At 35.1% G+C, this 12,661-nt stretch carries 16 protein-coding genes; 14 read left to right on the forward strand and 2 right to left on the reverse strand.

The features are described 5' to 3' along the window. The first annotated feature begins 280 nt into the window (after positions 1 to 280). The 7 genes from pth2 (at position 281) to T513_RS0104325 (ending at position 5,886) form a co-directional block, all read left to right on the forward strand. Positions 281 to 697, forward strand: a complete 417-nt coding sequence (gene pth2 / locus T513_RS0104295; protein ID WP_029069967.1) for an aminoacyl-tRNA hydrolase — start codon at positions 281 to 283, stop codon at positions 695 to 697. A gap of 8 nt (positions 698 to 705) precedes the next feature. Next, complete coding sequence (locus tag T513_RS0104300) at positions 706 to 1,464, forward strand: histidinol-phosphatase (protein ID WP_031589106.1); 759 nt, start codon at positions 706 to 708, stop codon at positions 1,462 to 1,464. An 89-nt stretch (positions 1,465 to 1,553) separates the two neighbouring features. Continuing rightward, positions 1,554 to 1,796: a hypothetical protein gene (locus T513_RS0104305; RefSeq protein ID WP_029069969.1), complete on the forward strand. Its 243-nt coding sequence runs from the start codon at positions 1,554 to 1,556 to the stop codon at positions 1,794 to 1,796. Positions 1,797 to 1,807: 11 nt separating this feature from the next. Then, the gene (locus T513_RS0104310; RefSeq protein WP_031589107.1) at positions 1,808 to 3,031 is read left to right on the forward strand and encodes a hypothetical protein; all 1,224 of its coding nucleotides are present in this window, start codon (positions 1,808 to 1,810) and stop codon (positions 3,029 to 3,031) included. After that, entirely contained in the window at positions 3,028 to 3,909 is an 882-nt protein-coding gene (locus tag T513_RS0104315; protein WP_031589108.1) for an alpha/beta hydrolase family protein, read from the forward strand. The genes T513_RS0104310 and T513_RS0104315 overlap by 4 nt, the downstream gene beginning before the upstream one ends. Positions 3,910 to 3,918: 9 nt before the next feature. Continuing rightward, positions 3,919 to 5,367, forward strand: a complete 1,449-nt coding sequence (locus T513_RS0104320) for a glycoside hydrolase family 1 protein (protein ID WP_029072855.1) — start codon at positions 3,919 to 3,921, stop codon at positions 5,365 to 5,367. Between the two features lie 42 nt (positions 5,368 to 5,409). Further along, the gene (locus tag T513_RS0104325) at positions 5,410 to 5,886 is read left to right on the forward strand and encodes a QueT transporter family protein (protein WP_031589109.1); all 477 of its coding nucleotides are present in this window, start codon (positions 5,410 to 5,412) and stop codon (positions 5,884 to 5,886) included. Between the two features lie 23 nt (positions 5,887 to 5,909). Here the strand turns inward: T513_RS0104325 and T513_RS0104330 are convergent, their stop codons facing one another. Beyond that, entirely contained in the window at positions 5,910 to 7,652 is a 1,743-nt protein-coding gene (locus T513_RS0104330; protein ID WP_031589111.1) for an aminopeptidase P family protein, read from the reverse strand. A gap of 77 nt (positions 7,653 to 7,729) precedes the next feature. On the opposite strand from T513_RS0104330, the gene T513_RS11700 reads away from it, so the two are divergent. From T513_RS11700 to T513_RS0104355, 5 genes are read left to right on the forward strand one after another with little or no spacing between them, the layout of a single operon-like run. Then, complete coding sequence (locus T513_RS11700) at positions 7,730 to 8,308, forward strand: PTS sugar transporter subunit IIB (protein WP_051550696.1); 579 nt, start codon at positions 7,730 to 7,732, stop codon at positions 8,306 to 8,308. A 26-nt stretch (positions 8,309 to 8,334) separates the two neighbouring features. Next, positions 8,335 to 8,922 carry a phosphatase PAP2 family protein gene (locus tag T513_RS0104340; RefSeq protein WP_051654386.1) on the forward strand — a complete coding sequence of 196 codons (588 nt, stop codon included), beginning with the start codon at positions 8,335 to 8,337 and terminating at the stop codon, positions 8,920 to 8,922. 34 nt (positions 8,923 to 8,956) lie between these two features. Next, positions 8,957 to 9,340, forward strand: a complete 384-nt coding sequence (locus T513_RS0104345; protein WP_029069975.1) for a hypothetical protein — start codon at positions 8,957 to 8,959, stop codon at positions 9,338 to 9,340. Beyond that, positions 9,337 to 9,762 carry an NfeD family protein gene (locus tag T513_RS0104350; protein ID WP_029069976.1) on the forward strand — a complete coding sequence of 142 codons (426 nt, stop codon included), beginning with the start codon at positions 9,337 to 9,339 and terminating at the stop codon, positions 9,760 to 9,762. The genes T513_RS0104345 and T513_RS0104350 overlap by 4 nt, the downstream gene beginning before the upstream one ends. Before the next feature lie 13 nt (positions 9,763 to 9,775). Then, positions 9,776 to 10,675, forward strand: a complete 900-nt coding sequence (locus T513_RS0104355; RefSeq protein WP_029069977.1) for an SPFH domain-containing protein — start codon at positions 9,776 to 9,778, stop codon at positions 10,673 to 10,675. A gap of 4 nt (positions 10,676 to 10,679) precedes the next feature. Here the strand turns inward: T513_RS0104355 and T513_RS0104360 are convergent, their stop codons facing one another. Continuing rightward, positions 10,680 to 11,408, reverse strand: a complete 729-nt coding sequence (locus T513_RS0104360) for a ChbG/HpnK family deacetylase (protein WP_031589115.1) — start codon at positions 11,406 to 11,408, stop codon at positions 10,680 to 10,682. A 117-nt stretch (positions 11,409 to 11,525) separates the two neighbouring features. Here T513_RS0104360 and rdgB point away from each other — a divergent pair, with 117 nt between their 5' ends. Together rdgB and T513_RS0104370 are read left to right on the forward strand one after the other, a co-directional pair. Further along, positions 11,526 to 12,113 (forward strand): RdgB/HAM1 family non-canonical purine NTP pyrophosphatase, encoded by a 588-nt coding sequence (gene rdgB / locus T513_RS0104365; RefSeq protein ID WP_029069979.1) that lies wholly within the window; start codon positions 11,526 to 11,528, stop codon positions 12,111 to 12,113. Further along, positions 12,114 to 12,626: a tRNA (cytidine(34)-2'-O)-methyltransferase gene (locus T513_RS0104370; RefSeq protein ID WP_029069980.1), complete on the forward strand. Its 513-nt coding sequence runs from the start codon at positions 12,114 to 12,116 to the stop codon at positions 12,624 to 12,626. It begins immediately after the preceding gene. Positions 12,627 to 12,661 lie beyond the last annotated feature (35 nt).

Below are 12,661 nucleotides of genomic sequence, written 5' to 3' on the forward strand. Positions count from 1 at the left end.
CAGAGGGCAATATAAAACCGCAAGCGGGAAAATAATCAATGCGGATGTTAATGGCGCATTGAACATCATGCGTAAAAGTAGCGTTGTGGATGTTAACATCCTATACGGTAGAGGCGAAGTGGACACGCCTGTAAGAATAAGGATTGCCTGACTTGTCGGGTGGAAACTTAAATATCAAACTTCTTAAATAGAACCGTCAGGTTCTTAGAAGCCACCTACCTTTAGGTGGGTGGTAGTTCACTTCTTGTGCTATAATGCAAAAGAAATGGAGGATGATCTTATGTATGAATCAAAACAAATGATTATCATGAGAAGAGATCTCAAGATGAGAAAAGGCAAGATTGCAGCACAGGCGTCACATGCGAGTGTAGAGGCAGTGCTTATGGCCTTAAAAAAAGAAAACAGATTTAATCAGCTCGTCAACGATGATGACTATATGACAATAGAAAGTGAAGATATGACACCACTTACACAATGGTTCAAAAAAGGCGTTGCGAAAGTCTGCGTCTATGTAGATAGTGAAGAAGAACTACTGGCATTGCATCATAAAGCAAAAGAACTAGGTTTTATTTCTTCATTGATTCAGGATGCAGGATATACTGAGTTCCATGGTGAACCAACATATACATGTATGGCACTTGAACCTTTATATATTGAAGATGCCAACAAGATAACAGGAGATTTACCATTGTATTAGGAGCAGTTATGAAGAATTATCACACACACACTTATCGCTGTAAGCATGCGATTGGCAAAGAAGAAGACTATATCAAGAATGCTATTAAGGCGGGGTATACAGAATTAGGTTTCTCTGATCATGCCCCATGGCATTATGAGTCATCATTTCATCCTACGATGCGTATGGAAGAAGATGAAATCGAAGGATATGTACAAACAATAAGAGCTTTAAAAGAGAAATATGAAGATCAAATTTCTATTAAAATCGGTTTTGAATGTGAATACTTCGAAGATAAGATGGACTGGATGAGAGATATTATCAAGAAATATGGTCTTGATTACCTCATTTTAGGAAACCATTATGATGAAAGTGATGAATATGGCGAATACTACGGTTTTCCAGATAAAGATCTAGAAACAGTCAAGAAATATGTTTCACAGGTTATCAAAGGAATGGAAACTGGGTTATTTAGCTATGTTGCTCATCCTGATGTTATCGCGTATGATCAAAAAGATCCTCGTCATCTTGCTGAGATGGAGAAGATCTGTATAAAAGCAAAAGAACTCGATATCCCACTAGAATTCAATCTGCTTGGATTTAAGACAGGAAGAGATTATCCAAGTGTGCCTTTCTTTGCATTATGTAAGAAACATAATAATCGTATTATCATTGGTACTGATGCACATGAACCATCTGCATTAGATGATAATAGAACATATGATGAAGCATGTTATGTCATTAATAAATTAGGTCTAGAAAAGACAGAAGAAATCCGTTTTTTGTAATAACGGATTTTTTTCATGTAGAGTTCACATAGTTACTTTATTGTGAAAAGCAAGCGTATTCATGTTATAATCAGTCTAGAGGTGCTAATATGGAATATAATATTGATAAAGAGCCGTTTTTTGAGGATAGTCTTGCAATCGTTAAAGATGTATTTAAAGATCAGCTTTACGATTTAAGTGAACAGGATTTCCGTGAACTAACGATTGAAATAATGGATACGTGTCTATTGGCAGGAGGAGATTACGATAGTGAAAATATTCGTTTCTATGCCAATGAGTATATCAAGAAGAATTTTTACCATCGCTTCAAGAAAGCGAGAGGTGCATTTTAAGGAAGGTTGCTATGCCAGTAAATACGAATGTAATAAAAAAATATATCGAAGATCATGAGAGCTCTTATGAGGGACGCTATAAGTATTTATGCGGCTATCGTACGGGTGAACATGAGTATAAATGTCATTACTACATGTTGGATGCTAACTTCAGAAAGATTGACATTTTCGTAGATATTGCCTGTGAGAAAGAAGTAAAAGCTCATTTTACTGAAAACTTGAATGAACAGGAAAAGCAGCATATTATCAATGATTCATTAAAACATATCTTACATAATGAATCTTATCCTAAATTGTTGCACTACTCACTCTATGAAAACTATATTGATGGAGAACAGTGCTTTGAAGTCTTCATGGCCCCAATTGATTATGTAAATGTCTATGAGTATATGAAATACCATAATGGCATTTCCCAGAAGACAGTGGATGATTTCTATAAGATCTTCATTCCAGCATTAAGAAAGCTAAGAGAACGTCGACGTTATGATGCTTATCTTGAAACAATGAATCTTCTTTTAGAAAATATTCTTTATGAACATGAATGGATTTCACCAGCATCAAAGTATCTGAATACAGAATATCAGTACCATCTTTACTACATCAGAGAAATTATACGTAAAGTATGTGAACATGTAGGAGAATTCTACAAGTATGCAAAAGAACGTTTCTTGGACATTGTTGAAAAACTTTGTCGTAATGAACGTTTTACATTCTGTATCATGACAGATTTTGGGGCATTGGCTTTATCTGAATCAGTGATGGTCGTCAATGATCTTATTGTTCAGTTAAAGAAGACTTTTGTCCTCTATGATGTAAATGATGATCACAATAAAGATGCAAACCTTGTATTCTCATATTTGTATTACATCTTCAAGAATGATGTAGAAAACTACCACGGTGTTGTAAGAAATGTATTTAGAATCATTATGAACAACATGATGACATTAGCTGATTCTGATTTAGATTTAGCATTAGGAAATGCACTTCTTAAAACAGAAGGGTATGAAGTTTTAATCGATGTGTTCCACACAGACTTTAATACATTTATTTTCACATGTTTCCCTATTTCCTCATTCCCTCAAGAAATGAGACCAAGAGTAAAAGCTGAGCTGATCGGTGCTATCAAGTTCTTTGCGGGACGTATGGAAAATGAGAAATTTAGACAGTCTTCATTTGAACAGATTGTTAATATTAATAGATTACTATTGGATAACTTTGGAGAGTGGTATAGATGAAAAACAAGAAATGGCTAGTTGGCGGTGTCGTTGCTGGAGCATTTGCAAGCGTAGCAGCAATGTATAAGGCAACAAGTGAATTTGCAAAAGATATGCTTTATAGAAATGAAATTGATCGAACTGATCTTGATGTGCTTGATGTAGAAGAAATGCAATTAAAAAATGAAGAAGGCATGGTTCTATATGGTTATCTTATTAAACATAATCACGCTGATAGAACACTGATTATGTTACATGAAATAAAAGAGAATGCTTCTTCACTTATTGAATGTGCTCAGCATTTCGAAAAAATGCTGCCAGAAACAAATATTGTCTTATTGGATAGTGAAAGTCATGGCATGAGCGATGGCTATCTTAGAAGCTTTGGTGAAAAGGATGCCAAGAATCTGATCTTGTGGAATCGTTTCTTATTAAAGAAACTAGGTTCACAGCAGCGCTTTATCCTTTATGGCAAGAACCTTGGTGCTAATGCGATCTTGCGTGCAAGTGCAACTCGTGAATTACAGAATGTTAGTGCCATCGTAAGCGATGGTGCATGTGATAATGTATCTCACTATTTAACTGATCTTCTTTTTAAGAAGTATAAGATCAATAGCAAATTTTCTGCTCCTATTTTAAGAAGAGTCATCAAGCAGGAATCAGGATTGGATATCAAGCGTCTTGATGCTGTTGAAGATGTAAAGAACAATACTATTCCAACTATCTTTATTCATTCTAAGAATGAAAAGAATGTTAATTTTAAGCGCGTATTCGATCTTTACAACAACAATGCTTCAGATGCATCATTGTTCCCTATCAAAGAAAATCATTTCTATGAAATGAATCAGGATGAAAGCTATTCTAATTTATTAAAAGATTTTCTTGCTAAACATATTTAGGAGAAAATAATGTATATTAAAGAATCTAAAGGTTTTCCTGAAGATTTTCTTTGGGGTGCAGCTTCAGCTGCCTATCAGGTAGAAGGAGCTTATGATGAAGATGGAAAAGGACTTTCATCTTGGGATGCATTTGTCAAAATCCCCGGTAAGACTTTTAAGGGGACAACAGGGGATGTAGCAGTTGATCATTATCATCGCTACAAGGAAGATGTTAAACTGATGGCCTACATTGGCCTAAAAACCTACCGCTTCTCTATTTCCTGGAGCAGAATCTTTCCCGAGGGAAATGGGAAACTGAATGAAAAAGGCCTTCAGTTTTATGATGATTTAATCAATGAATGTATAAAATACAAGATTAAGCCAATGGTAACTCTTTATCATTGGGATATGCCACAATCGCTTATAGATCAGTATGGTGGATGGGAGAGCCGCCAAAGTGTTGATGATTTCGTAAACTATGCGAAAGTGTGCTTTAGTCATTATGGTGATCGAGTAAAACACTGGATTATCATGAATGAACAGAATGTATTTACCAGTCATGGCTGGATGCTTGGGACTCATCCACCAGGAAAAATCAATGATTTAAAAATGTTCTATCAGGTCAACCATCATGTATTTATGGCACATGCCTACAGTGTTCTTGCACTTAAGGAAATGTATGATGATGCATTAGTTGGATCTTCGTTTGCTTTTTCACCTTCCTATGCGTTAACTAATAAACCAGAAGATGCCTTAAGCAAGCAGGATTATGATACTTTGCAGTCCTACTACTGGATGGATGTCTACGCCTATGGCAGATATCCACGTGCTGCGTTATCATATCTTGAATCATTGAATGTAAAAATAGAAATGGAGCCATGGGATGAAGATATCCTTAAACGTTCAGCTTTACTTATAGATTTTATGGGAGTAAACTATTACCAGACAACAACGGTGGCCTACAATCCGCCGCAAGGTGTCAATAATCTCAATGGCGAAAACAATTCGGGTAAAAAAGGTACGAAGGCAGTAACAGGAATTCCGGGCTTATATATGAATCCATCAAATGATTTCCTAGATAAGACGGACTGGGACTGGGCTATTGATCCTTCTGGTTTACGTTTTGCCTGTCGTGATATTACATCAAGATATGATCTGCCCATCATCATTTCAGAAAATGGCTTAGGTGCATTTGATAAAATAGAAGATGGGAAAATTCATGATCCTTATCGTGTAGATTATTTACGAGAACATATAAAAGAATTAAAGAAAGCCTGCGATGAAGGATGTCGTATTCTTTCTTATTGTGTATGGTCATTTACAGATGTATTAAGCTGGCTTAATGGCTATCAGAAACGCTATGGACTCGTTTATGTCGATCGTGATGAAGAAGAAAACAGCGGTACACTAAAACGTATACCGAAGTATTCTTATTATTGGTATAAGAAAGTCATTGAATCAAATGGAGAAAATCTTTAATGCCAGTGCAAAACTGGCATTATCTTTTGGAAGGTGATAATTATGGATAGTAAAGTAAAGACAATAGCATTTAATGCGATTATTGCAGCAATATACGCAGTAATGACATTAGCTATTTCACCAATCGCATATGGTGCAGTTCAGTTGAGAGTATCAGAAATCATTATCTTTTTAGCTTTTTACAATAAAAAGTACATCCCAGGATTAGTACTAGGATGCATAATAGCTAACTTATTCTCACCACTTGGATTATGGGATGTATGCTTTGGTACAGTTGCAACAATTTTAACATTATTGGCGATGAACGCCCTATCAAATCGTTATCTTGCAGCTATTGCAGGAGGCGTATTCAACGGCATTATCGTTGGCGCAGAATTAACAATATTATTTAAAGAGTTACCATTATTCTTAAATATCTTCTATGTATTTGCAGGTGAATTTGCGATCTTGCTTATCGGTGCATTCATCTTTGGCATGATAGAAAAAAATAAGGTTCTTATGGAACAGCTTGAGCTATAAAAAAAGGAGACTTATGTCTCCTTTTAAATTGCTTTAGTAGCTTCTTTTAGCCAAGCTCTTTCATCTTCATTTAAGAAGGAATGAAGCGTATCATAGACTTTCTTATGATAATCATTAAGCCATGTTCTCTGTTTTGGTGAAAGAAGGGATACATCTACACCATCTAGATCAATAGGAACCAATGTCAATGGCTTAAATGAAAGGAACTGTCCATATTCAGTTTCTTCATCTTTAACACAAAGAAGAAGATTCTCATGTCTAATACCATAAGCATCAGGTTTATAGTATCCAGGTTCATCACTTGTGATCATTCCTGGTTCAATTGTAGTAGGTTCTTCATCATAAGGACGAATACCCTGTGGACCTTCATGTACATTAAGGAAATGACCAACACCATGACCAGTACCATGTCTAAAGTCCATACCATATTCCCATAATGGAGCTCTTGCGACAGTATCAATGTTAATACCAGTCATACCATGTGGGAACTTTAGATTCATTAAGTTCAAGAAGCACTTCAATACAAGAGTGAAATCTCTTCTTTCATCTTCACTTAATTCCCCAAGAACAAATGTTCTTGTGATATCAGTTGTTCCATCAAGATACTGTCCGCCAGAGTCAATCATCAGCATACCTTTATTGTAGACTCTAGCACAATGATCGCTAGTAGCATGATAATGAATGATGGCACCATTTTCCTTGTATGCACAAATAGTATCAAAAGAAGGTTCAAGATATAATGACTGCTTCTTTCTAAATGATTCAAGCTTATCCGCAATGCTGACTTCAGTATCTTCATCAGTCATCTTGTGATGCTTAAGCCAATACATAAATTGTGTAACAGCGACACCATCCTTGATATGTGCATGAGTTGTATTCTTAATTTCAGTATCATTCTTAATACATTTAAAATACTGTGTAGGATTCTCAGAATCATACATTTCACATGAAATGGAAGCATAAAGCTTATAGTTGATGGCACTTAAATCTACAAGAAGCTGTCCTTCCAATAGACTAACATCATGATAGATTTCATCATAATCTTTGATAGTGACACCTTTAGCATTATAGAATGTTTCCATATCATCATCGTAAGCTTCTCTTTGAAGATAAAGTGTTGCCTGATCATCTTCAATAAGCGCAAAAGATAAGACCACAGGAGAACATGCAATATCATGTCCACGAATATTAAATAACCAGCAAATATCATCTAGTGATGCAATCAAATGTGATGTAGTCCCCACATTTGCCATATAGTCTCTTAATAAAGAAAGCTTCTCTTTCACATCAGTACCATGATAAGCATCATCATAGTAGAAGGCTTTTTCATGAGAACGTTCTGGACGATTTTCCCAGATAAAAGTCATGTCTGTATCTACTAGTTCAATATTCATTTCTTCTTCAAGATCAATAAGGAAAGAGGCATTCATAACCTGTCCATCAAATCCTAGACGATCTCCAGTACGAAGATGTGAAACAAGAAAATCATGAATAGTAGGAACATTAGGCTGTCTCATTTTCATGAGTTTCACATTCTCAGGAAGTTCCTGTTCTGCCTGAATAAAATAACGCCCATCAGTCCATAGATAAGCATCTTCCTGTCCCACTAAAAGAGTACCGGCTGAACCAGTAAAGTGGGATAAGTATTTTCTGAATTGATAATAATCGCCAACCATTTCACTCTGATGATCATCATCAGTAGGAACAATGTAATAAGCGATATTATTTTTCTTTAGTTGTTCTTGTAAAGCTATAATTTCTTTCATTTTAATCACCTAGCTTATTATAACACAATAGAGACATAGTGTATCAATTTTGATATAATACAAAAAGAGGTTATTATATGAAAGCAAACATTGATATCTTTAAGAAGTGGATGCATTATCAGATTATCAGCAATGCATTGTGGCAATATGAAGAATATGACAATAAAATAGTGATCACATATCATGACTGCAAAGCAGAAATACATGTTTATGGTGATATCATTGAAGAAAGCATCAAGAAGAACGAAGAAAACATCTTTTATCTCTTTTATTCTTTTAATGATTATGCCCATGGTAAAAAGATGTTTAATGTCTTCATTGAATACTTATCCCATCAGAAACAAAAGAAGACACATAAAATTCTTCTTTCATGTAGTGGTGGTATGACAACAAGCTTCTTCAAGACAAGAATGATGGAATACTTGTCATTAAGACATCTTCATTATGAAATAGATGCAGCGGCAGTAGAAGATATTGACTATATCGCCGATCAGTATGATTTGATTCTTATTGCCCCACAGGTAAGATATTCACTTTCACATATAAAACAGATCGCACCGCAGTGTCATGTTGAACCAATAGACCCAACGGTGTTTGCCTCGTACAATTGTACCAAATTATATGAACAGATTGCGGCTTTTTATAAAATGAAGTAATCTGTTCATTTTCTTAGGAGGAAAGTATGATTCATTTTATTGACTATACTATATTAAAGCTGATTCATGAATTTGCACTTATGACTGGTAATAGATTTACACCATTTATTCGTTTTATCAGTTATCTATGTGATTCTCATGCCTTATTTCCGATTGTATGGATTTCTATCATATTAATATGTATCAAGAAAACAAGAAAAGTAGGAACAGCGATGTTGATAGCGATACTTATTAATTTCTTGTTTACTAATCTAGGATTAAAAATCATCGTTGGTAGATTAAGACCATACCAGTCAGGAAATGTGGATTATTACAACTGGTGGAAATATGTTGGTGGATTAGCAATGCGCGAGTATTCTTTCCCATCTGGACATGTCTCTACGACAATGGCAGCAATGGGGGCTGTTTTCTTTTATACAAACAAGAAGTATAGCTGGCTCGCTTTTCTTCTTGTCATATTGATGGGATTTAGTAGAAATTATCTGGTTGTTCATTATCCAACAGATGTACTTGGAGGAGCAATTATTGGCTTTATTTCAGCGTTAATTGCACGTATCATAATTAATTGGTATTATAATTTATATATTTCTGATAATTATATTGAACAAAAATAATTTTAATAATATAATGTAATCAGGAGGTGGCAATATGAACTTTAAATGGAGCACCAATGAAACAGTTGCTTCAGTGGTATCATTCTATCCCACTAATATCACTTTAAATAAAGTGGCATGTCGTTATTTTGATGATGTGAACTATGTACTTCTAGGTGTAGATGAGTCACAGCATCAGATTGGCATCAAGCCACTTTCAAAAGAAGAGATTGATCAGAATCTCTATGCAAGTGATTGTTACTTTAAACTGTCTCTTGGCAAATCCTATGGTCGTATCAGCAATAAGGCCTTTATGGAGATGATTGCGGATATTATTCCTTTAGATTTTAACAAGCACGGATGTTATAAATTTAAAGGACAGTATGACCAAAGACAGGATATCCTGGTTATTGATTATAAAGAAGGAGGCATATCATGAGTCCAATTCTTGTATGGGGCATTGTATTAGCCGTTGCGGTTGTATTTGAAATCGCGACAGTTGCATTAGTGAGCATCTGGTTTGCTTTTGGTAGTCTTTTAGCATTAATTGCGGCCTGCTTAAAGGCAAGTCTTTCTGTACAGATTATCATCTTTGTCTTAGGAAGCTTGTTGACATTGGTATTAACAAGACCGCTAGCAAGTAAAATGTTGCACGGTCAGATCACCAAGACAAATGTAGATCGTCTGATTGGCAAGAAGGGTGTTGTCACTAAGAGCCTTACTGCTTATGAAATGGGAGAAGTAAAATTACTTAATGGTACATGGCGTGCATTAAGTAAAACAAAGGATGAGATTACTGAAGGTAGTCAAGTTAAGGTGTTAGCCATTGAGGGCAATCATCTTATCGTAGAAGAAATATAGGAGGAAAATTTTTATGCCATTTGGTTTTATTTTAAGTGCAGTATTCATTATTATTGTTATTATTATCGTATTAAACACTATTAAGATCGTGCCACAGTCTTATGCTTATGTTGTTGAAAGATTAGGTGCCTACAATCACACAATGAATGTTGGTCTTCATATCATGGTGCCATTTGTAGATCGCATCAGTAATCGTGTCTCATTAAAAGAACAGGTTATGGATTTCCAGCCACAGCCAGTTATCACTAAAGATAATGTTACAATGCAGATTGATACTGTTGTTTATTTCCAGATTACAGATCCAAAGTTATTTACTTATGGCGTTGTAAGACCAATCAATGCGATTGAAACATTGACAGCCACTACTTTACGTAATATTATCGGTGAACTTGAATTAGATGAAACATTAACTTCAAGAGATATCATCAATTCAAGAATGCGTTCTATCCTAGATGAAGCAACTGATCCTTGGGGAATCAAGGTTAACCGTGTAGAAGTTAAGAATATCATTCCACCTAGAGATATTCAGGAAGCCATGGAAAAACAGATGCGTGCTGAACGTGAAAGACGTGAAGCGATTCTTGTGGCCGAAGGCCGTAAGCAGGCTGCTATCCTTAATGCCCAGGGTGACAAAGAATCATTGGTATTAAGAGCTACTGCTGAAAAAGAAGCAGCTATCGCAAGAGCTGAAGGTCAGGCTGAAGCTTTAAGACTTGTCTATGAAGCACAAGGAAAAGCTATCAACTATATCAATGCTGCAAATCCAAATGATGCTTATGTACAGCTAGAAGGATTAAAAGCATTAAAAGATCTTTCAAATGGTACAGCTACTAAGATCATCGTGCCAAGCAATCTTCAGGGATTAGCTGGAACTTTGACAAGTGCTGCTGAAATATTAAAAGAAGATAAGTAAAAAATCAGTCCTCATGGGGACTGATTTTTATGTCTTTAAATGAAATAAGTTTAATGTTGTTATTGTTAAGATACTCTTTAACAAGAGGATCTTTCCAAAAAGAAAGTTCCTCTTCTCTACCTGTTGAATAACTAGAAAGCTTTTCAAGTTCATCATCACAATAGCCAGAATGAGTCATGATTTCAATAGTACCTGTATGTGATTCACATATTTTAGCGAAATCTTCAATGTGGCATAGATCATCCTTGAAATGAATAACGGGAACAGGTTCATAATCATTGATGACATGATTAAGCTTACGTACAGGAAGATCATATTTTCTAGATAATCTTCTATAGACATCAGGATAATAATCTTGGATATTATGATGCGCATCAAGATGCGTTGGCTTATGTCCTGTCATTTTAATAAAAGCATCAATCTGAGCTTTCCATTCTTCATAGAGTTCTTCTGCATCAATGTTTATATGGTCATACTCATGTGGCTTTTTGAAGCGATTATCAATAAGAAAGCTTTTTCCTTGAGTCAAGGGTTTAAGAAAAGTAACGTTGAGATGAACACCTACACCAATATTAAGGTCTTTAACAGCTTCCAATGATTCTTTAGCATAGGGACTGTTCATAAGAACAGTGGTTGAAGTGATGACACCTTCTTTATAGCCATCGATGATTCCCTTGGTAATAGAGGGAGTCATCCCTAAATCGTCTGAATTAATAATTAATTTATTTATCATGAGAATCTCTCCTTTTTAAAAGCATAGCATAGAAGAATGATTTCTTCTTCTTTTTTAGTAAGAATTTTGACAATCTATTTCATGTGTTGTATAAATGATAAAGAAAGAGGTGAGAGGATGAAACAGATTGTAGTTGCATCTACCAATAAAGGAAAAATAAGAGAAATAAAGGCGATGCTTGAAGGCATTGGTATTGAAGTAATCTCTATTAAAGATGTTCTTGGATATAATCCAGATGTAGAAGAAACTGGTAAAACATTTGTTGAAAATGCAGTTATTAAAGCTGAAACAGTTATGAAGATGATCAATAAGCCAACATTGGCAGACGATTCTGGATTAGAAGTAGATGCCTTAGATAAAGCACCTGGTATTTATTCTTCAAGATGGATGGGAGAAGATACTCCTTATAGCATCAAGAACCAGGCTATCATTGATAAGGTTGCAGGAAAAGAACGTACTGCTAGATTTATTTGTGCAATGGCACTTGCGATTCCAGGAGAAGAAACAATTACTATTCAGGAATCTTTTGAGGGAGAAATCAATGATCGTATTGAAGGAGAAAATGGTTTTGGCTATGATCCAATCTTCTATTTCCCACCACTTAAGAAAACATCAGCCACAATGAGTCTAGAAGAAAAGAATCAGCATTCTCATCGTGCAAAAGCATTAAAGAAGCTATATAAGATATTAAAGGAGCATCAATAAATGAATCATATTGTACTTGTACATCCAGCTATTCCACAAAATACTGGCAATATCATGAGAACATGCGTTGCTACTAACACACATCTTCATTTGATTAAGCCATTAGGCTTTTCATTGGATGATAAGCATATGAAAAGAGCAGGATTGGATTATATTAAGGATCTTAATTTAACAGTTTATGAAAACTGGGAAGATTTTGTATCTAAGAATAAAGGATATTATCATTTCTATACAAGATATTCTAATCGTACATATACAGAAGAAGACTATACACAAGAAGGAGAACATTATCTATTCTTTGGACATGAACATGATGGAATTCCTCATGATATCCTAAGAGATCATCTTGATGAATGTGTCAGAATTCCAATGTTTGCGTCTTCACGTTCTCTTAACTTATCAAATACTGTTGCTATTGGTATTTATGAATGTCTTCGTCAGCAGGATTTCCCTCAATTGGTAAGACATGAAGTACAAAAGGGAGAAGACTTTCTGCTTAGAGAAGCTGAATAGAAATTTAAAGCACTTCAAAATTAATGAAGTGCTTT

It is taken from the genome of Kandleria vitulina DSM 20405 (assembly GCF_000702065.1).
In the GTDB taxonomy this organism is placed as follows: Bacteria; Bacillota_I; Bacilli_A; order Erysipelotrichales; family Coprobacillaceae; genus Kandleria; species Kandleria vitulina.